The sequence below is a fragment of the Nostoc edaphicum CCNP1411 genome (assembly GCF_014023275.1).
Taxonomy (GTDB): Bacteria; Cyanobacteriota; Cyanobacteriia; order Cyanobacteriales; family Nostocaceae; genus Nostoc; species Nostoc edaphicum_A.
The window spans coordinates 3146031-3167688 of the sequence record NZ_CP054698.1 but is presented as its reverse complement, the minus strand read 5'-3'; the positions used below and the strand labels follow the sequence as shown (position 1 = coordinate 3167688).

16 protein-coding genes, 1 tRNA gene and 2 pseudogenes are annotated in these 21658 nt (G+C 40.4%); 7 read left to right on the top strand and 12 right to left on the bottom strand.

Annotated elements, in window-relative coordinates:
- Positions 1-6: 6 nt before the first annotated feature.
- The 5 genes and pseudogenes from panD to HUN01_RS15700 all read right to left on the bottom strand — a co-directional run bounded on the left by panD (position 7) and on the right by HUN01_RS15700 (position 5297).
- Positions 7-390, bottom strand: a complete 384-nt coding sequence (panD, locus tag HUN01_RS15720) for an aspartate 1-decarboxylase (protein WP_181932051.1) — start codon at positions 388-390, stop codon at positions 7-9.
- A 113-nt stretch (positions 391-503) separates the two neighbouring features.
- Positions 504-1016 carry an inorganic diphosphatase gene (locus HUN01_RS15715; RefSeq protein ID WP_069069694.1) on the bottom strand — a complete coding sequence of 171 codons (513 nt, stop codon included), beginning with the start codon at positions 1014-1016 and terminating at the stop codon, positions 504-506.
- Positions 1017-1400: 384 nt separating this feature from the next.
- Positions 1401-1586: a TLTLP motif-containing protein gene (locus tag HUN01_RS15710; RefSeq protein WP_181932050.1), complete on the bottom strand. Its 186-nt coding sequence runs from the start codon at positions 1584-1586 to the stop codon at positions 1401-1403.
- Positions 1587-2623: 1037 nt separating this feature from the next.
- Complete coding sequence (locus tag HUN01_RS15705) at positions 2624-3337, bottom strand: hypothetical protein (RefSeq protein ID WP_181932049.1); 714 nt, start codon at positions 3335-3337, stop codon at positions 2624-2626.
- Between the two features lie 907 nt (positions 3338-4244).
- Positions 4245-5297 (bottom strand): annotated as a pseudogene (locus HUN01_RS15700) (aldo/keto reductase).
- A gap of 90 nt (positions 5298-5387) precedes the next feature.
- Between HUN01_RS15700 and HUN01_RS15695 the strand changes: the two are divergent.
- On the top strand, positions 5388-5987 hold the full coding sequence (locus HUN01_RS15695) for a DUF1802 family protein (RefSeq protein WP_181932048.1): 600 nt from the start codon (positions 5388-5390) through the stop codon (positions 5985-5987).
- A 107-nt stretch (positions 5988-6094) separates the two neighbouring features.
- Here HUN01_RS15695 and HUN01_RS15690 read toward each other — a convergent pair whose 3' ends face one another.
- Complete coding sequence (locus HUN01_RS15690; protein ID WP_181932047.1) at positions 6095-6823, bottom strand: Bax inhibitor-1/YccA family protein; 729 nt, start codon at positions 6821-6823, stop codon at positions 6095-6097.
- 787 nt (positions 6824-7610) lie between these two features.
- Between HUN01_RS15690 and HUN01_RS15685 the strand changes: the two genes are divergently transcribed.
- Positions 7611-8396, top strand: a complete 786-nt coding sequence (locus HUN01_RS15685) for an RNA polymerase sigma factor SigF (RefSeq protein ID WP_181932046.1) — start codon at positions 7611-7613, stop codon at positions 8394-8396.
- A gap of 74 nt (positions 8397-8470) precedes the next feature.
- On the opposite strand, the gene bchD is transcribed toward HUN01_RS15685, so the two are convergent.
- Positions 8471-10504 carry a magnesium chelatase ATPase subunit D gene (gene bchD, locus HUN01_RS15680; protein ID WP_181932045.1) on the bottom strand — a complete coding sequence of 678 codons (2034 nt, stop codon included), beginning with the start codon at positions 10502-10504 and terminating at the stop codon, positions 8471-8473.
- Positions 10505-10595: 91 nt separating this feature from the next.
- On the opposite strand from bchD, the gene HUN01_RS15675 reads away from it, so the two are divergent.
- The 5 genes and pseudogenes from HUN01_RS15675 to rnc all read left to right on the top strand — a co-directional run bounded on the left by HUN01_RS15675 (position 10596) and on the right by rnc (position 15121).
- Positions 10596-11183 (top strand): Uma2 family endonuclease, encoded by a 588-nt coding sequence (locus HUN01_RS15675; protein ID WP_181932044.1) that lies wholly within the window; start codon positions 10596-10598, stop codon positions 11181-11183.
- A 43-nt stretch (positions 11184-11226) separates the two neighbouring features.
- Positions 11227-11835, top strand: coding sequence for a hypothetical protein (locus tag HUN01_RS15670; protein WP_181932043.1), 609 nt, complete (start codon positions 11227-11229; stop codon positions 11833-11835).
- 549 nt (positions 11836-12384) lie between these two features.
- Positions 12385-13410, top strand: a pseudogene (locus HUN01_RS15665) (IS4 family transposase).
- Positions 13411-13489: 79 nt separating this feature from the next.
- Positions 13490-14296: an NYN domain-containing protein gene (locus tag HUN01_RS15660; protein ID WP_181932042.1), complete on the top strand. Its 807-nt coding sequence runs from the start codon at positions 13490-13492 to the stop codon at positions 14294-14296.
- A gap of 138 nt (positions 14297-14434) precedes the next feature.
- Positions 14435-15121 carry a ribonuclease III gene (gene rnc, locus HUN01_RS15655; RefSeq protein ID WP_181932041.1) on the top strand — a complete coding sequence of 229 codons (687 nt, stop codon included), beginning with the start codon at positions 14435-14437 and terminating at the stop codon, positions 15119-15121.
- 151 nt (positions 15122-15272) lie between these two features.
- Here the strand turns inward: rnc and ftsH2 are convergent, their stop codons facing one another.
- The 5 genes from ftsH2 to HUN01_RS15630 form a co-directional block, all read right to left on the bottom strand.
- Positions 15273-17159: an ATP-dependent zinc metalloprotease FtsH2 gene (gene ftsH2 / locus HUN01_RS15650; RefSeq protein WP_181932040.1), complete on the bottom strand. Its 1887-nt coding sequence runs from the start codon at positions 17157-17159 to the stop codon at positions 15273-15275.
- A 409-nt stretch (positions 17160-17568) separates the two neighbouring features.
- Positions 17569-18069 (bottom strand): hypothetical protein, encoded by a 501-nt coding sequence (locus HUN01_RS15645; RefSeq protein ID WP_181932039.1) that lies wholly within the window; start codon positions 18067-18069, stop codon positions 17569-17571.
- Positions 18070-18292: 223 nt separating this feature from the next.
- Complete coding sequence (gene gltX / locus HUN01_RS15640) at positions 18293-19738, bottom strand: glutamate--tRNA ligase (protein ID WP_181932038.1); 1446 nt, start codon at positions 19736-19738, stop codon at positions 18293-18295.
- A 138-nt stretch (positions 19739-19876) separates the two neighbouring features.
- A tRNA-Asp gene (locus HUN01_RS15635) sits at positions 19877-19950 on the bottom strand.
- A 110-nt stretch (positions 19951-20060) separates the two neighbouring features.
- Positions 20061-21584 (bottom strand): serine/threonine protein kinase, encoded by a 1524-nt coding sequence (locus HUN01_RS15630; RefSeq protein WP_181932037.1) that lies wholly within the window; start codon positions 21582-21584, stop codon positions 20061-20063.
- Between the last annotated feature and the right edge of the window lie 74 nt (positions 21585-21658).

The window sequence follows — 21658 nt, the reverse complement described above, 5'->3', positions numbered from 1 at the left end:
TTGAAATTAGACCTTACTGAGCAGGTCATCGTAGCGCCGTACTTCCAACAGCCTGTTTTTTTCGTCCACAATGACTACCGTAGGAGAGTAACTTTTTAACTCTTCTGGAGTGAACTGCCCGTAAGTCATTATAATCAAGCGATCGCCAATAATGCCTAGACGTGCTGCCCCCCCATTTAACTCAATTATTCCTGAATGGGCTGGAGCCGGGATCGCATAGGTAATAAAGCGCTGACCGTTGGCATTATTAACTACTTGCACCTGCTCATAGGGTAAGATACCAGCTTTTTCCAAAAGCATTTCATCGATACTGATACTACCCACGTAGTTGATATTCGCCCCCGTGAGGGTGCAGTTATGAATTTTTGCCAAAAGGAGAGTACGCTGCATTTTGGTTTAGGGTTGGTGGCAGTTTTTGCGATCCGTAACAAGCGAAAGTTATCAAAGTGAGGAGTTAGGAATAAAAATTCATAAATCTTAACTCCTAACTCCTAACTCCTCTATTATCCTCTATAAGCTTTGACGGATTTTTCTACTAAAGCTGCAACCTTATCCACATCTTGCCAACCAAGAATTTCAGTCACCTTTTTTTCCAAATTTTTATAACTACGGAAAAATTCAGCAATTTCATCTAAGCGGTGTGGCGCTACGTCTTTCAAGGATTTTACCTGAGTGTAGCGTGGATCTTTGTCAGGAACACAAAGGATTTTCTCATCGCGATCGCCACCGTCAATCATCTCCAAAAAGCCAATCGGTCGTGCAGCAATAACACAACCTGGAAAGGTCGGCTCATCAATTATGACCATACCATCTAGGGGATCGCCATCATCAGCCAAAGTATTGGGTACAAAGCCGTAATCATAAGGATACTTTACCGAGGAATAGAGTACTCGGTCTAAAGCAAAAGCTTCTAGTTCCTTGTCATATTCGTATTTATTTTTACTTCCGCCAGCAATTTCGATCAAAACGTTGATTAGACCCGGTTTCGGTTGGGCAGGAATACGAGATAAATCCACAAAAAACTCCTCTGATAACAGTGAATCATGGGGGCACTCAGTCAGCTTCGCTCCCCGTGTAGAATTTTAAGGCAATATGGATCTCTTCCCAAGGTATTCATTCCACGGCACACATTGCCTTTCCCCTCCAAAAAATGGAAAAAGCGTTACGAAGTTTATTCGTAACGCTTTTTCCAAGAGGGTATTATGGATATCCTCCGCCCTTGATTGCTGTTGGAGGGATTTCTTGCCCCTATTCTGTCAAGACAACTGAAATCTGGGGTAACACAATACAGATTCAGCTTATTCCTGATGAACAACATTTACATCTACAGAGGTTGTCTCAAAATCAGTGTTCTTCTTTTTGTAGCTCTCCTACTGGTGGAATACTAGTGGAAAGCTTTATCAATCTTTACTGCCTTGTAGGTTTTGGATCAGGGGTTGCTGGTTATTTTGGACATCAGTTGAAGAATAGTGGGCGATGACAAATACGGGTAGGATAAGAGTCAACAGAGCGATCGCAGTTCCCACAATGTCTGCCAAACGTTGGGAATATGTCTCGGCATTGGCAGACTGGCTATTTGAATTCATACAAAATTGAAGTTCTTCGTAACACTGTGTAGGTCTACTCTCTGATTGAGAGTCTCGATTCCATTTTAGCTATTTTTAAGTTGTAAAATGTGTAGCATTCTACAACTTAAACCAGTTGTACAACTGTCATAATAGCATTTTTATACATGGACTTCTTAATACAAACTTACAACTAAACAAATCATGTTTTATTTTGTAATTAATATTTTCAGATGTTTCCCTGTATGGTGTAACGGTTTGCATACGCAAACCCAACTTTGAGAGCATCATAAATTACATTTTTTCGCTGTTTAAAGATTAATTAGCAAAACATATTTGTTCGATACTTCATCATTATAACATCCTACAATGCCTTTGATAAGGTCATTTTACTGGAATTGCTAATTTGTGATACAGGACACAAAACCGCGAAAGCACTGATAGACCAGCAGTACTTTTGATTGTTATACAGTAGTTATACATAAAAATATCTGACACCACACAATAAATGGGTAGGAATGATTTTTGTAACCAATGATAGCCACCGAATAAATACAGATACATCAACTGTATTAGGCAGCATATATTCAGTGATATCACTAAACAAATATTTAAGAATTTAAAGTTTAAAATCTATTTAATATCACAGTATTTTTGTCAATCTATATATAGGTAGAGTAAAAAATGTTTTGAGAAAGTAGCGTAGATGGTTATGTCAAACTTTGCTTATATCTTAAAAAAATACTTAATCCCAATTTCCAGCTCCTCAATTTGTCTGGATAATTTTTGTAAGTCGCCAAAAGCTACTTACATAGTTTTCCTCAGACCTTACCTTGTGTTTGGCTTAGTGAGTTCTATGTTGTTAATATTACACGTATTTTCCGAATAATTCTCTATGTTAGGGATCATTAGGTCTTGGAAACTTTTTTTGATGGCTATCTAGATATGAACAAATCCACCGCATTGCAGAAAGGATATATGTAAAGACCAAAACGATTTTAGCTGATAGTGCAGTATCAGCTAAACTTTGCCCTGTAAAGTTTAAAACACTTATTTAATTATTTAAAAACGTAGGATTTAATTTCTTGCTCTATTTGCTCACTAATAATCTCAGTTCCCATACTGGGTTTATCGAGGTTGACCCTAACAAAGTTTGTTTTGTCTTCGGCTGTGAATTTTTTATTATTATCAGAGTCTTTGATAATTTTTAGGAAAATTGCATTTTGACTTGGAACAATAACCCAACTGATTATTCGAGTATTATTTGGGGTAACTTGCAGGAGGTTCTTACCTGATAAATCAGAAAGATAGCCGATAGTAGCATCTTCGCTGCTGAGTTTTTTATCCGTATTGGTGTCTTGGTCAACAATTCTATACAACCAAACTCTTGTAATTGGCTTGTTTGCTGCTTTTACCTCCAATAAATCAAAGGAGGTAATAATGGCTTTTTTATTTAATAAAAGATGAGCTTCACCATCTTGTTTCTGATAAAAGATGATGTTATACAATTGGTTATTCCTTTCATAAGACCGTGAAAGTTTTAAATCAATTCCTTTATCTTCATTCTGTTCTGCAAGACTAACGGGAATCATTAGATAATCTGATTGTTCTTTAATGATTAAATCGCCATAGACAAGATTTGGTTGTGGCTTTGATTTCTCAGTTGCTTTTGCTTGTTCTGCATTTCTGCTAACAGAAGACTTACAAGAAAAAGAAAGGGTCGTAATAATAATCGCTGTAGTAATTTTATTTAAAAATCTATAACCTCTCATCAAATTCTCCTCGCAGGATACGTTGCTGTCTTATTTTATTCCCTGCTGGAAAATTAGCCAGTGTATTAATTTGAGTTTATATTTTACAAAACAAACCTACACAAATGGGCTTGTTTTTTTACAAAAATAATTGAATTACTCTAACCAAAAGATTGTAGGTTTCTTGGGCATATTAACTTTCTTTTGTTAATATTATTCTAGTCTAAGTGTTAATTTCGGCACTCCCTGCCGTACTGAGTAGGGCGGCTGCATCATGTCAATAAGCAAAGTCTATTCTCAATAGAGCTAGAACTAATGTCATTAAATTTTGCTTATTGCGAAAATTTTAGGCGATCGCTTTAGGGCTTAAAAAATAATCAAGCGCGAAATCCTTATTTTTTCGTTGGTTCTTAACCTTCGTTGTGATCAAGAGTAATTTAGATGCGTTTGCCCTGCGTACTGAGTAAATTATATCATAACAAAATACCAAAAACCTGGTCGAGGTTGACCAGGTTTTATTGAGTTCACAGTTTTCAAATTGTTAAACTAATTAAGTAATTGAAAGTTCATAACTAAGGTGGACTGAAAAACTAACAAACTCAGCATTCTTGCGTTTTTCCGCTTTAGGATTTGGCTTTGCCTTCTACATTAGGTTTTTTGCCACTTTTCTAACATTTGATATGCTGAAATTTGCTTGGGTTGATGACACGGGGACACTAAGTCATTGACCCTTTTTTTTTGGTTTTATTTTGTTTGGTGTCCTACTACTTAAATTAGCACTTAGCTTGTGAATTGCAACCCTTGGTTTACTAAAGTTGACCTTTTGTTAGGTTTTGCAATCTAAAGCTATAAATTTGATCCCTAACCTTCTCTTTACGAAAGTTCAAGGTATCTTGGATATATAAGCATGGCTACCGCAACTGCATTGTCACCAATTCCACATAATTTGATTATCATCCAGATTGTCGGTAAGAATGCGTCCAATGGCGTCAATTTCTGCCAATTGGGCAGCTAATGTGTTGTCTCCTACTTGTTCGGGAGAACGCGCTCCGGCCATGTCTAACGATAAGCCGCTCCGCGTCTACGCATTTGTTTGGAGTTGGGCAATTAACCACGCCAAAGATAACTGAGCAAGAGTACAATTATGAAGAAGGGCTATAGGATGCAGTTTTCCTAGCGCTCGTTGGGCACGTTCAAAATTTTCGCCTTGAAATAGTTTATTTTTAGCACGGTTATCTGTTGGGTCAAATTTATGACCGAGAGCAAATTTGCCTGTCAATAAGCTCTGTGCTGAAGGCGAATAAGCAAGGATAGAAATATTGTTCTCGATACAATAGGGCAATGCATCTTGTTCTACCTGTTTCCAGAATAAAGAATAAGGTGGTTGTAAACTATCAATACGTCCATAACTTGCTGCTTCGACTAACTGGGCGTGGGAAAAATTGGAAACACCAATGGCTCGGATTTCACCTTGCTCTTTGAGGAGGTTAAGAGCACTTATAGTTTCTTCGATAGGTACTATTTCACTATTGAAAGCACCGGAGGGCCAATATATTTGGTAAAAGTCGATGTAATCAGTTTTCAGGTTGGTTAGGGAGTGATGTTTAACGACAAGCCGCTACGCGTCAATGCAAGCTTCAATCACTTGTTCATACTTTAGATGGTTGGCGAAAACTTTCGTGACATACTGCACGCGATGTCTGGCGACAAGCCGCTACGTGTCTACGCGTACATAAGATAAAGCTTCAGCGATAATTTGCTCAGAATGTCCTCCACCATAAGCTTCAGCGGTATCAATTATCGTGATACCAGCTTCATAAGCGGCTCTGATGGTTTTAATCGACTCTGCATCCTCAATTTCCACCCACATTCTTTTACCAGTTTGCTAAGTTCCCGTCAAAATGGGTGAAATTTGCACATCAGAAGTACCTAGCGTAGGCGTAGGCGTAGCCTCTCGTAGAGAATCAGAATCCCGTCGTATCGCTTTTCCATAACTGCTTCCTAATTCATTCCCTTGGACAGTTCATACTTTATCGGTTTTAGCTTGAAATTAAATCAGAATTACATGTAGATGCTGATGGAATTGACTACAACTTTTCATGCCCTCAAAGAATGGGCAGTGGCCGTAAATGCCTTGGAAGATGGTAAAACAATTATGTTGCTCCGCAAAGGCGGTATCCATGAACGAAATGGACACTTCCAAGTTGCCCACAAGCAAGTTTTGCTTTACCCTACTTATGAACATCAACAAGCTTTCATGCTGAAAGCTGAGTATGCCAATGGTGTTTATCCAGTAACATCAGGTTGGCATCCTGAAACAGTTCGCATTGGAAGTTGGGCTGAAATTACGGATATTTTGCCAGTTAGTGACGAGTCTATTGTCAACACCTTGCTTCCCTTCCATATTTGGAACGAGCATTTTATTAGCGATCGCCTCAAATGGAAACCACGTCAACCGCTTTATATTCTTCTCCTGCGGACGTATAAACTACCCCAAGAGCAAGAAATTTCCTATTACGCCAAATACGCTGGCTGTAAGTCATGGATTGATTTAGATGAACCAATTCAGTTGCAAGCAGCAAAACCAGTTTTATCTAACTTTGCATACATCCAACTAGTAGAGACAATTCGCGAGATTGTTGGCGATAAGTTGTATGCTCCATCCTTCTAATAACCAACATATTCGACAATTAAAACGATGAAAAAACCGTGGTTGCTGAAAATTTAACCACGGTTTTTACTTTATAAAACTTTACTTTTGTTAGTGTCTACAGACGATTAATCGCGGCCATTTATGGCAATTAGCAACCGCAAGATAAAGACGAACAAGTTGATGTAAGTTAAGTACATCGATAAAGCAGCAGGCAGATATTGGTCATCGCTGTAAGTGCGGGGCAAGATATAGAAATCGACAACAGAAACCCCAACAAATAGAAACACCCCCAAACCAGAGATGGCGATTTCTAACCAATTGGGCGTGTAAACACCAAACATGGCAAATCCGAATTGGGCTAGACACACAACCACCAAAGCAATGACACCAAGATTGATGGTTTTCGTCAAAGCCATGCCGTCTTGTTCAGAGAGATTTGAACCAATTTGACGGGCGAGAATAAAGGTAACGCCACAACCAAGAGCAGCCAATCCAATGCCTTGAATGCCAACACCTTGGGATCTCAAGGCGACAAATACCAAGCCACTGAGAGTATATCCAGACAAGAGGCTGTAGGTTGCCAACAGGGGTAGTGCAAGTCCCTTATTACCTTTTTGGGCAACATTTTGGGCAACAAAGAACAAAATTAATTCCAAAATCACCGCACCAATGAAGGCGGGAAAGAATATTTCGGGATTAGTACGGATAACTCCCAAACCGCCGTAGGTTCCTAATGCTGTTAGCACCAATCCACCACCAACGTAGGGGAGGGCGTTAGCAATCACATTTGGGCCAACGAGGGCGTGAGATTTAGCCTCACGGATAGCTTCACGAAAATTACTGGTATTGCTCATATTGAAAAACTGTTGTTCAGGAAAACGTTCTGCTCATTACTATTCTTACCAATATTTGAAGAAGAAGTTAGAGTCACTCTTATCGGGAATACCCTGGGGGATCTTGCTACAGACCTGCCACTCTCTTGTTGACCACTCAATTATAGATAGAGTGTAGTGTTCACCGTTTATTCAGATGCTCTCTACGAGACGCTCTTGCAAGCTGGCTAGGAGTTGATTCGTTATTCACCAGTCACACAGAATTCAATTTCTTTTTCTGGCTCCTGACTCCTGAATTATTTTTTGTTAATGGAAATGTCCCTTAATACCCAACTAAGTACAAATTCCCATAAAAACGAGTCGGAATTCTGTTTGTTGTAGCTTGGATTTTGTTCTTCAAGCCAACTGCCAATTTGGATTTTCGACCTTTATTAATGACGGTGCGTACTAAGAAATAAAATTGCCCAATCTATTTTGCAATTAATTCAGTGCCGATCCAATTGCACTCAGTATGACTGATGGGCATTAAGTCAGCTATGCATTTTTCAGCATAAATAGCTAGTTTTTGTTGCAAAAGCTAAAGATTATATGCCATGCAAGAATTATGTAAAAAACAAAAATAACCTGCGACAGAAGGGTTAGCAAAATCATGCGTACAAATACTGAATTGCGGAGTTAGACCCCTCACAAGTTCAGTGAAACGACGATGGCTTATTCTGGCTTGACTAAGGAAAATAATGACAGCTTAGAAGAAAATATACGCAGCTCCATTTTCTCAGGAATAGGAGTTACAACAAAGGTAATGTATATGGCAGCAAGTGAGTCCTCTTTACGAACTGATGGTATAGAATTATTACACTTGTACCACCAGAATCCTTCTATTAAACTTCGTAATAAACTTGTACAGTTACATACTGGCTTAGTACGAAAGATGGCTCATAAATTCAGCCATCAATGTAATGAACCTTATGAAGATTTAGAACAAATCGGTTATTTTGGTTTAATTAGGGCAATTGAGCGTTTCGACCCTAGCCAAGGATATGCTTTTAGTTCCTTTGCAGTGCCATACATTCGCGGTGAGATGCTGCACTTTTTGCGCGATCGCAGTACTCTATTAAAAATTCCCCGTCGTTGGCAAGAATTGTACAATGAAGGGCAAAAGATTCGCAAGGACTTGGCAATGTCTTTAGGTCGCCAGCCCAAGGATGCTGAAATTGCCAGCCAACTTCGGGTATCTGTGCAAGAATGGCAAGAAACCAAATTAGCGGCTCAAAATCGGATGCCTTTGAGTTTAGATGCAACCGCAGTTAACTATGTTGATTGCCAAATAACCTTGGGTGAAGCACTTCCTTGTCCTCGTTCTCATGTACTTCTGCAACAAGAAGAAGAACGCCAACAACTCCAAGGCGCAATCAATATGTTGGAAGAAAAGCCCCGCATGGCAGTTGAAATGGTATTTTTGAAGGAACTTTCTCGCAAGGATGCTGCTAAAAACATTGGCACTAGTCCAATGACTGTAACTCGTTATCTGCAAAAGGGAATTCAAGATTTGATTTGCTATTTGCAACCACAGGTAATGCCCACTGGATCTTGATGTCATTAGTCAATAGTCAGTGGTTAGTAGAAAAGCAACTGACAAATGACAAATGACAAATGACTAATAACTAATTATCTAGATTTTAAATCAGCGATCGCACCTTTGGTCATAGCAGCAATAGCTTGGTCTGTCGCTTTCGGCAAATGATAATATTTACCGCCTGCTGTTTGCGATAATTCTTTAGCAAAACCCGTAGACACAAATTTACTTTCCGTATCAATTACTAATAGTTGCATCCCTAAAGCACGAATTCTGGCAGCAATTTCTAATAATTCTCCTTTGATATCTGGCTTTTCTCCTGGTTCTAGCTGTTCACCCAAAGAACGCGCTAAGGGAATATTACCCCGCCCATCGGTGATTGCTACAAGGACAACTTGCCCAATATCTCCACTCATCTGAGCATTTAAGCCGACGCGCACAGCTTGAGTTAAACCATGCGCTAAAGGCGAACCCCCACCACAGGGCAATCTTTCCAGGCGGTTACGCGCTAAAGCAATAGAACGTGTTGGAGGTAATAATACCTCTGCTTGTTCTCCCCGGAAAGGAATTAATGCTATTTGATCGCGGTTTTGATAAGCTTCAGTCAACAGTTGCATCACCGCACCTTTAGCCGATTGCATTCGATTCAGGGCCATTGAGCCAGAAGCATCTACCACAAATACTACCAACGCCCCGGCTTTGCGTACCAGGCGTTTCGAGCGAATATCAGGCTGTTCGACAATAACTGTTCTATCTGGTTGTCTTTCTCTTCGTGCTTTTTGATATGGAGCCGCAGCCCTCAAGGTGGCATCTACTGCAATGCGTCGCGCTTTCCCCTTGGGCAACATTGGCTTAATATAGCGCCCCCTGTCATCGGAAAAGATGACACTACGACTACCAGATTTACCTTGCCGCTTCGCCATTTGAGTAAAGTAAAGCACGTTGTCATCAAGTATTACCCCTTCTGGATCAAAGATAAACTCTTCCGGGATGTCGGGCGGTTCTTGCTCTTCATTTTCTTCTTGTTCTTCCTGTTCTTCTTGTTCCTCTTCTGATTCGTCCTGGGGTTCTTCTTGATTCTGTTGCGGCGGCGGTGGAGGCGGTGGTGGTGCTTGATCTGGTGGCGGTGTCTGCACAACTGTGGCGCGTGGCACAATTACCAGTTCCACAGCACGGCGCAAATCTTCGGCATTAACTGTTGTTCGTCCCTCCAAAGCTGCGGCGGCCTTGGCAACCCGCGCGGCGAATAACTCGGCGCGATGTCCCTGAACTCCGCCGCGAATGGACTCATCCACTAAATAGGCAATTTGTTCATGGGTGATAATGACTTCTTTCAACCATTCCCGCGCCAAGATGATTTGGGTTTTGAGGGAGTCCAAGTCTTCGTTGTACTGTTTGAGGAAATCTTGGGGAGATTTAGAATAAGCGATCGCTTGTTCAACTGCTTCTACTCTTTGATCTAAGCCGAGTACACCGTCAGCAGAAAGTGCGATCGCAATTCTATCTAGCAAATGCTCTCGTAATCCACCTTCTTCTGGGTTGTAGGTGGCAATAAATAGGGATTTGCACGGATGCTGAAAACTAATCCCTTCTCGTTCAATCTGGTTGCGTCCCTCAGATAATACTGTTAAAAGCTGATTTGATATTTGGTCATCTAATAGATTAATTTCATCTACGTACAGTACACCCCGGTTGGCTGTAGCGAGTAATCCGGGCTGAAAAATCGTATCACCTTGTTTGACCGACTTTTCCACATCCACGGAACCGAGGAGTCTGTCTTCAGTGATACCTAGAGGAATTTGCAAAAAAGGCGCGGGGATAATTTCGATGGGAACATCTTGAATGTCTTTGTCTGCGTACTCCGCCAAAAGTTGATCGTCCCATTCTTCTGGGTGGTTGGGGTCACAATTACTAATTGAGCCTTTGACAACTTCAATGGGCGGTAGTAGAGCGTGGATAGCACGAGCCATTACAGATTTTGCCGTACCGCGACGACCTGCGATCGCTACTCCTCCCAAACCAGGATCAACTGCGGCTAACAGTAAGGCTAATTTAATTGCTTCTTGACCGACTACGGCTGTCAAGGGAAAGGCAGTGATCGTGGGATTGATAGTAGGCGCAGGCATTGTTTGCTTTCATAGCGAGTCTCGGCCTTTAGCATACCAATTTCTGGCACATTTAGAATAGGGATTATGGCAATGAGAGAAAGGTAAGGTTATGAGTATTGCTCAAGCTAAACGCTTCACACTGGATGAATACCACAGGCTTGGAGAATTGGGCTTTTTCCATGAAGATGACCACATTGAATTAATCAACGGGGAAATTATTGAAATGGCATCCAAAGATACAGCCCATGAAACTTGTTTAAGAAAACTGTGGAAGGAACTCCCTAAAATACTGGGAGACAAGGCTACTTTGCAATCACAAGCGCCGATTGCTTTGCCACCTAATAGCGAACCTGAGCCTGATTTTGCGATTGTTCAAAACCGTGCTGATGATTATCTGTCGGGTCATCCTAAAGCGGCTGATGTGTTTTTAGTAATGGAGGTTTCAGATTCTTCTTTGGCCTATGACCAAGACGTTAAAATACCTCTCTATGCTAAAGGAGGTATTACTGATTATTGGATATTCAATTTATTCGATAATTATTTGGAAGTTTACAGTGAACCATATCAGGATAATCAAGGCAGATATGGTTATTCAAATAAGCGAATTTTCCTGTCAGATGAGATAATAACTTTTCCCTGCTTCCCTGATTTATCTCTTGATTTAGCTAAGGTGTTTCCGCCAAAGCGGAATTTTTAAACTTTGTTATAGGATTCAGTCATAAGGCAAAGGATTAAGTTTTATGGCTTATAGTGATTTTAAACTTATTGAAGTTATTGATTCTTTTGGGTTAGTTATCCACGAATCATCTGGACTATTCGCAAATGTGCAGGAGCAAGAATGTAGCGATTTATTATCTACTCTTCTTAGGGAAAATGTTGATTTAGCAGTAGCGATAAGTTCAGAAAAAGCTCGTAGTGAAATGATCATAAGTCCAATCTTATTAGAAATTAGACGCAAATTTAATTATGAAATAAGCTTTTTTTCTGGAGTTGATTTTACTGTTGATAGTCAACGAGGATTAAACGGCTTTTGTGATTTTATTTTAAGTCTTTCTTCGGAGCAGTTGCTTGTGCGTAGTCCTGTGATTGTCCTAGTAGAAAGTAAAAATGAGAATTTGAGGTCTGGTTTAGCCCAATGTATTGCCGAAATGGTAGCTGCTCAGTTATTTAACGAAAGAGGTGAAAATCAAATAAAAGCTATATATGGTGCTGTTACTATCGGTACGCTCTGGCAATTTCTTAAGCTTGAAGGTAATGCAGTTTCGATTGATTTGAGTGAATATTATATTAAGGATATTAAGAAAATTTTAGGTATTTTGTATGGTGCGATCGCGCAAAGTAAACCGTAAAATAGGTTACATTTATTTACAAGTGATATGCTTGACAATATAGCTGATATCATGCAATTCTTGTAATTGAGACAGTAAACAACTTGCATGATAAAGCACAACTCTAAAGTGTAACCACTGGCGGCTGTCTCAGCAGCATAATTGCTGTGTTGCTCGCAACATTTTGCACGATCCGTTAAGCTAAAAATTCAGCCTGATGCCAGGTTCAATAGTTGACTACAATGTCAAAGAGAAACTAACCCATCTAAATGAATGTTTAGCATAGCGGATCGTGCGGAATGTTGCGAGCAACACAGTAATTATGCTGCTGAGACTGAAACTAGTTAAACTTGCGAGTAGAGAAGAGAGCTTAGTGATAGGGAGGTACTTTTTGAGTATCAATTACCTTTATAAAGCTACCCTGCTAAATGTGTAATTTGTTGAATCTGTCCAGTTCACCAAAGAATACTGGATATATTACCAGAAGTGTTGAACGGTAAGAAAAATCCGATAAAAATAGCCCAAAATATGGTATTTTTGGGCGAAGGCTTAAACTATATTAGTTTGATTGTGATTATAAATTCATTTCCCAAAATTGTCAAAGATATCTTGAAAAGCCTGCCAAAAAATGATTATCCAGTATTGAATAGTCGTCTATTCTTTGAGTGCTGGCTATCCTATGCTCTGGATAATAGCTTAACAAGTATGCGAGATTTATTTAAGAGATTAAACAATACAGGATTTGAGGTAGATATTTCTACTTTTTCTAAAGCAAATTTACATCGAAGCCAAAAAACAATTTCAAGGAATTTACCAAAAATTAAATGAATTAGTACAGAAGAAAATTCACAAAAAAATTACACGATAAATATGCTATTTGTCCTATTGATTCAACAATTATTACCCTGACAAGTAAATTGTTATGGGTTTTGGGTCATCATCAAGTCAAACTTTTTAGTTCTTTGAATTTAGCTACAGGTAGCCCAGAAGATAACTTGATCAATTTTGGACATGATCATGATTATAAATTTGGTTCCAAGATGATGTCTAGTCTCCCAACTAATGCTGTAGGGGTAATGGATAGAGGCTTTGCGGGATTAAAATTCATTCAAGAATTGGTACAAGAAAACAAATATTTTGTTTTGCGGATTAAAAACAATTTCGTTACTAGAATTTGAGGATGCAACTGGATTAGTCAAAGTAGGTGCATCTGATGAGGCTATTGCCTATAGAGTCATTAATTTTTGTGATTTAGAAACGAAAACTGAGTTCCGCTTAGTGACTAATTTACCAAAGTCGGGAGATGCAGCTGTTAATGATGATGAAATTAGGGATATTTATCGATTACGTTGGGGAGTTGAACTCTTGTGGAAGTTTTTAAAGATGCACTTAAAACTTGACAAATTAATTACCAAAAACGTCAACGGTATCACCATACAAATTTACGTTAGTTTAATAGCTTATCTGATTTTACAGCTTTTATCTATTCCCGCACAATGGGGACATACACTATTAGATAAATTCCGCTATTTGCAATCTTGTATGTGTCAGAAAATCAGCTATGTTCATTGGTTTGAGGAGATGATGTTATGTTGACTAATTTAGCCTTTTTAGAGTTAGTGTAACTATCTATGTAAAGTTTTGTATCAGCATTCAACATTTCTGATATATTACAATGACACACGCTGATAAGTCTTCCAAAAAACAAACTAACCAGCAGAAAAATTCTGTCGGTATTTTTGCCGATATTCAAAACGTCTCTTCAATTAAAGGAAAGGGTGATTTGTTGCTGGAATTTGCCCAATCCAAGGGGCGTATAGACTGCAAAAATGTCTACTATAATTCACACTACAGAAACCAAGTTAGCACCAAAAATGAACTTGAAATTCTTGGTATGAAGTGTGTTGATGTTCCCGATCATTCAGAGAATAGTGCAGATTATAGATTGATGGCTGACTGTGTTAAACTGTTCGCCCCAAAACCTTCACCTAGTCCTAATACAATTATTCTGGTACTAGGAGACTGGGACTATGCTGGCTTAATTTGCATGTTACAGGCATTAGGTAAAAAAGTGATAATTTTTGCTCAAAGAGGTAGTGAAAATCCAAGATTGATTAAACTAGTTGGTAATGAAAACTTCTATTTTGTAGATCAATTACCTGAGTTAGTTGACAATAGCAATAAGACTCAACCTCAAAACACGGCTATTGTGTCTCAGATTAATTGCAAAGAGGCTATAGAGTATCTAATTGAAGCTATCAAAACTGCCTCAAGCCAAGGTAAGCCTACCGTATTTGGTCGCATTGATAAATTGATGCGTCAACATTGTGCTAACTATCAAGGATACTTATCTATTTCTACAGATGATGGAAAGAAATTTAAGAGTTTTAGCCAGTTTATTGATGTTGCTGTAAAGGATGGCAAAGTCAAAAAGCAAAATCAGCAGTTATTTTTAACTGAGTTAGATATACTGGCTGCCTAAAATAGCTTTGAAAAACCCAGTTGAATAAAAAACTGGGTTTTCCCAAGACACCGCGATTTGCGGTTTTTTTATGTCTGAACAAAGCAACACTTGTAAAGTTTCCCAACAGCCAATTTTGCAATAAAATACAATATAAAAATGCACAAACTTCTAATATTCCATAATGAAAAACTTCTACGCCGTGCGCTTACACATCGTTCTTATGTCCATGAAAACCCCGGAGAAGGCGAACATAATGAACGCCTAGAATTCCTCGGTGATGCTTTGCTGAATTTCTTAAGTGGCGAATATCTCTATGGTCGTCATGCAGAAATGGGAGAAGATGAACTAACCCGGCGGCGTTCGGCGCTGGTAGATGAAAAACAATTAGCAAAGTTCGCCGAGGAGGTAGGTTTAGACTTTAGGATGCGGTTAGGAAAAGGCGCAATTCGAGACGGAGGCTACCAAAATCCTAATTTGCTTAGTAGTACCTTTGAAGCAGTTCTTGGTGCTTACTATTTAGACAATGAGTCTAATATTGAAACAGTTCGCGCAATTATAGAACCACTATTTGATTCTGTAGATCCTAAGCATATAATTGTGCCTCGTTCTAATGTAGACTCAAAAAACCGCTTTCAAGAATGGGTGCAACGCAACGTTACCCCAAATCCACCCAAATATTTCACAGACCAAATAGGAGGCCCTTCTCATGCGCCAGAATTCATAGCCAAAGTATTGGTAGATGAAAAGATTTATGGAGAAGGCAAGGGACGCAATAAAAAAGATGCTGAGAAAGCTGCGGCTGAAGATGCGCTTGCTAAGTTGAAAAAACAAGGTTTGTTATAGAGTTTATGGGTTCATAAATTTTGAGAATTTTAAAATTAGAAGCTTCCTAACACTGAAAAAACGTAAAAAAATGAGGATGGTATACGCCATCCTCATTTTATTTTTTGTTACTTCACTCATTTCCAGATGCTAGCTAGAATTGAGTCAACTATTACAGTTGCGGTACATACTGTTGCTTCTCTGGCACTTCAGCATACTCAGCCACAATCTGGCGGAATTCTTCGCCGTCAATTGTTTCTTTCTCGATGAGCAAATCTACTAAGCGATCGGTGACAGTGCGATGGTCACGGATGATCTTCTTAGCATTGTCGTAGCACTGCTCAACAATTTCTCTGACTTGAGCATCAATACGGGAAGCAATGGATTCAGAATACTCAGATCGGGTTGTCCAATCACGACCCAAGAATACTTCTCCCTGCTGGCTTTCTAACGACAGTGGGCCTAAGTCGGACATCCCGAACCGAGTCACCATCTGCCGTGCCATTCCCGATAATTGCTGCAAGTCTCCACCAGCGCCAGTTGTGACTTCCGCAGCCCCAAAAATTACCTCTTCAGCGGCGCGACCACCCAAAGCACCAGTAATTCTGGCTTTCAACTGAGAACGAGAAATTAATCCCTGTTCTTCGTTGGGTGTAAACCAAGTTAAACCCTGTGCTTGTCCACGTGGAATCAGGGTAACTTTCTGTACTGGGTCATGGTCTTTTAACAAAGTCCCAACTAAAGCGTGTCCAATTTCGTGGTAAGCAATCAAGCGCTTGCTCTTGCTATCTACCAAAGGAGTACCTTCCATCCCTGCAACTACCCGATCCACCGCATCATCAATTTCGCGGAGGGTGATCGCTTCTTTACGTCTTCTGGCGGTAAGAATTGCCGCTTCGTTGAGTAAGTTGGCTAAGTCAGCACCAGTAAATCCAGGAGTGCGGCGAGCGATCGCATCTAAAGATACGCTAGTGTCTAGTTTCTTGTTCCGCGCATGGACTTGCAAGATTTCCAAACGCCCTTTGATATCGGGTGCATCGACTGTTACTTGTCGGTCGAAACGACCGGGACGCAACAAGGCTGAGTCTAGTACGTCGGGACGGTTGGTGGCAGCAATAATAATGATGCCTGTGTTACCTTCAAACCCGTCCATTTCGGTGAGCAATTGGTTGAGGGTTTGCTCTCTCTCGTCATTACCGCCACCGATACCAGCACCCCGTTGTCTACCCACGGCGTCGATTTCATCGATGAAGATGATACAGGGGGCGTTGTCTTTGGCTTTCTTAAACAAATCGCGGACGCGGGATGCACCCACACCAACGAACATTTCCACAAATTCTGAACCGGAAATACTGAAGAAAGGTACACCTGCTTCACCAGCGATCGCTTTTGCTAGTAAAGTTTTACCAGTTCCAGGAGGCCCAACTAACAGCACTCCCTTGGGAATCCGTGCGCCCACAGCAGTAAATCTTTCTGGCTGCTTCAGGAAGGTGACAACTTCTTGCAATTCTTCTTTAGCTTCTTCAATCCCAGCTACGTCGTCAAATTTGACTCCGGTTTTTGCTTCCATTTGGAAACGCGCTTTGGATTTGCCGAAGTTCATCGCTTGACCTGGCCCGCCGGGAAGGTTGCTAGAACGCCGGAACAAAAAGAACAACCCGGTAATCAATAAAACTGGAAATACGAGATTGCCCAACAATCCCCAAATTGCGCCATCATTCCGCATGGGGTGAGCATCAAAACTAATGGCTTTTTCTTTGAGCTTGCTAATTAACTCAGGAGCGTTAATAGGCAAATCTACACGCCACCTTTGGACACGATTTTCGATGTCTGGATCGCGGGCTTCTATAATTGCTGTCCTACCGCCTTCGTAAAGATCCACACTGGTGACGCGATCGCCATCCAAGTATTCTAGAAAGCGACCATAGGTCATGCGGGTATTGGCTGCATTCTTACTCATGTCAGTAGGAGCGCCTGCAAAAGCCCCTTGCCAGAAGAAAAAGCCAATTACCAAAGCCGGCAATGTCCAGAGTACTACGACTTTCCAAGAGAATTTCATCTTAATTTGCCTCTAGATGCCTATACAACTCATCAGCCTTAGTAACGGAATGTTCATCACTCTGTAACTTTAAGCTGTTAAACGGATGTCTATAAATCCATTTTGTTTAATTTGATCTCTTATATGCACTGCCATAAAGCGATTAGAGCATTATGGCGATGCCAACAAGAATCTTAATCAAAGTTAACTTAATTTTAATACAATATCGCACGAGAAAAAGGAGCGCAACGGGATGCAAAGACATGGAGAATTTCTCTAGAATGCTTCTCGTGGTGTTTAAGCCCTTCTCAATCAATCATCATTCTGGGAAACTGGGGACTGGGGACTGGGAAACTAGGGACTGGAAAAAATTAGTTGAACCCTAATTTTTAATCTAATCCTCAATACCTAATCTCTAATCCCCAATCCCCTACTTAGCTTCTGTAATTTGTAAAGTGTAAGGAAGATATTTGCCTTTTTCGTAAGAACCAACCCAAATTTGGTAACTTCCAGGTAGCCATTCACCAACAATGCCGGCATTTTTGCCATCAAAATCGTCATTGCACCAAGTACCACCAGGCCCCTTGATAGTTATGGTGGTGTCTTCAGGACTTTGCACTTGCAACTTTAGGTAGTCAAATTTACTTGTTAGCGCTAATGTGTGGTCTGGGGTTTCATCAACAAATCCGTTACAAGGGCCAGTGGCTGTTTCACTTCTCCCAGCTACTTGACTCCCAGATATTGAACCACCACTCATCCCGCGAACTGTCAAGGGGTCTGGCGAAAACTGAGGACCAATGGTGACATCTCCAAATATCGTTGGCGCTTCCTGAGCATCAGCATCAGTAACAGGGGTAACCGTCGATATGATGAAGAGCGTAACTATCATGAACGATAATCTTATCCCTCTATTGAGCGCTTGTGTTGGCATTGTAATTACGTTCGCTTCTAAGTGTTTTTGAAGACATTAATTTTACACACCAAGTTCCCAAAGTGAGGAGAATTGACTACCTATTTTAGATTTGAAATTGGGGATAATTCATGAGTAATTAGTCAATGATTTTTTGTTCTTATAGTTGCTCTACCTTATGGATAGGGGCGCACGTTTGTGCGCCCCTAAAATCTAAAATATTTCTAAAATTTGGAAGTAATCGCTAATGAGCTTCCGTTATAGCGCGACTCAAGCGTGGTTTATCTAAACCAATCTGATTTAGTAGTAACCAAGATTGAATGAGGTCGGGGCCATGAACATCTCCAGTTAAAGCTGCTCTAAGCGATCGCATTACCAAGCCTTTTTTGACTTTTTGCTCTTTCACCACTTGTTTGATAATATCCTGAGCGGCGGCTTCCGATAGTTGCGCCTGGTTTTCCAAAGCTTTGACAATCGCCTCAAGGACAGCAGCAGAACCTTCTTGTTTCAGTTGTGTGCTACCTTCATCGCTAAATTCAACTTTGTCGCTAAAAAATAGTTGGCTTTGAGCTACTGCATCTACTAAACGAGTCAAACTCTGGCTAATTAAAGTTACTAGCTGTTCTAACCAGGGGCGTTCTCTTCCACCATCAAATTTATACCCAGCCCCTTGCCAATAGGGTATGAGTAAATCTGTAAGTTTATCTACTGGTGTCTTGTGGATATACTGGCTGTTCAACCAATCCAGCTTGTCCCAATCAAACTTTGCACCTGCTTTATTTACACGCTCAAAGCCAAATTCTTTGGCTGCTGATTCTAAGGTAAATATTTCTTGCGTTGAGTCTGGTGGCGACCAACCCAGTAATGTCATGTAATTCACCAAACCTTCAGCAGTAAAGCCCATTTTCTGAAAGTCAGAAATGGAAGTGACGCCATCACGCTTAGAAAGCTTGCGTCCTTCCATGTTCAGAATCAATGGTGTGTGGGAAAATTCTGGGATTTTTGCCCCCATTGCTTCATATAGCAGAATTTGCTTGGCGGTGTTGGCGATGTGGTCTTCTCCCCGGATGACATGGGTGATTTGCATATCGATGTCATCCACTACAACGACAAAGTTGTATAAAGGTTGACCACTTCCCTCTTCTGAGGCGCGGGCGATGACCATATCACCACCTAAATCGCTACCTCGCCAAGACATTTTTCCTCTTACTAGGTCATTCCAGACAATTTCCCGCCCATCTTCGATTTTGAAGCGAATTACAAAAGAACGACCTTCTGCTTCAAAAGCGGCGCGTTGTTCTGGCGTGAGGTTACGGTGACGGTTATCATAGCGAGGAGCTTCACCTCTAGCTTTTTGGGCTTCTCTGAGCGCCTCTAATTCTTCTGAGGTGGTGTAGCAGCGATAGGCTAATCCTTGATCTAGCAGTTTTTGTACTGCTTCTTTATAAAGATCCAGGCGTTGGGATTGAAAAAATGGCCCTTCATCCCAGTTAAGCCCTAGCCAGCGCAGTCCTTCAAGAATATTGTCGGTGTATTCGGGACGCGATCGCTCTAAATCTGTGTCTTCTATTCGGAGTATAAATTTCCCGCCGTGGTGGCGGGCAAATAACCAGTTAAATACAGCTGTTCTAGCTGTACCAATATGTAAATTTCCGGTTGGACTCGGCGCAATACGGACTCTAACAGTCACAGTTGATTCTCTCTTTCGCAAAGCATGATAAATGTAGCTTATATTCAAACCCTGAATTCTGAGTCAATCCTTTTGGGGAATTCAAAGTTTAAAACCACCGAGCTTTGTTTCGATGATTAACTACTGATAAATTTAGAACGGGACTGACGGGGCTCGAACCCGCAACTTCCGCCGTGACAGGGCGGTGCTCTAACCAATTGAACTACAGTCCCTTGTTTGGCAACTTTGCTATTATCACTATTTTTTTTCTACTTGTCAAGTGTTTTGGAATAGGAAATTAGAAATTATTTTTGTCTCATCTCTCCAAGGTGGAAATTTTTCGTTAAAACCTAGATAATACAACCTGTGGCTCTGATTCGAGATGCTGCAATATCCGGGATTGCATTTGTTTATACTGCTGCTTTAATAGCTGTTTGCTCAACTGGGGTTGAGAAGCGGGCGGTAGATTATGACTCTGTTGCACCCAGGTTTTCAACATTTGCCGCTGAGTTGGCTCAATGCGACTGCTGAGAACTTTGATACAAGAATTTGGCGCTTCCAGAGTAAAGAAAATCAAAGGATACTGCTCATTTTCAGCCAATAAACTTACCAGCCTAAGATTTTGGGGATTTTGCATATCTAAATAGCATGGTAGCCACTTAGGAGCCAATTGCCGATTGTAGAGTACAGTCACCCACAACAGCATTGGGTGAGGGGATGTTATGAAGATAAACTGGCTGTAACGAGTAGAAACCGCATAGTTTTTGATTTCTTGTTTAGGCAACATCAACCATAGCGCTGTTAGAGATCCTTGTGGGGCGTCTAAAAGCTGAGGAAAAACAATTTCTTGAATTGGTTTATTTTGAGGCCACAAAAGTTGCCGATAGTTTTGTTCTACTGTGATTGGTAATCCAGAATCTAGGGGACGGCTAAGAATAGAGTTAGAGCCTAAAGTTGTAGGTAAGCTGGGAGAATTAGACTGTTCTAAGCTGTTTAAAATTTGCAAAATTTGAGCTATATTTTGTGGGCGATCGCCTGCTTTTTTAGCAAGACAAGCCATAATTAAATTATTTAGCTTATGAGGTATTTTCAGAGTCGGTTTAACCTCTGCGATCGTTTTTGGTTGTTCAAAGTGATGTGCTTTATACCAAGCCCCAAAATAGTCAGTTTCTGGTTGCCAAGGTTTTTTGCCTGTGAGCATTTCAAACATCATCACACCCAGGCTATAAATATCAGAGCGACTATCTAATTTTTCCCCATCTAGTTGTTCTGGAGAACAGTAGGGTAAAGTGCCATTAAATCCCCTACTTGTACTAGCTGTTGATGCATAATTTAAAAATCTAGCAATCCCAAAATCAAGAATTTTAACTAACTGACCCAATATCGGATCGGGAATAACTAATATATTGGCAGGTTTGATATCTCTATGAACTAATGGACAAATTTTGCCATCAATGTTAATACCTTGATGAGCACATTGTAAGCCTAAACAAATCTGGCGAGAGATAGTTAAAAAGATGGGCAGAGGTAATGGAATCAAATCCTTTAAACTCTTGCCAGATAAATATTCCATGACGTAGTATGGTTTGCCTTTCTCATTCACACCATAATCATACGCCCGCACTATGTGTATGCTCTTTTGACTCAAAGCTGCACTCATTAAAGCTTCACGAGCAAAGTCTTGTTGCATCTTGGTATCGACAACAGTTTGAGTCAAAAACTTGATAGCAACTGGTATTCCTCCTAACAAAATATCATTTGCTAAAAAAACTTCACCCATACCACCGCTACCAATTAATTGCTTGAGTTGATAACGATTGGCAAGCAAGCCCGTACTACTTGGAGATGTAAATAAGCTCTGATTCACTTTATTAACCTCCACTCCTGAGTACATTTAAAGTTAGCAATACATACATAATTAAGAGAAGGTTTTTAGATAAT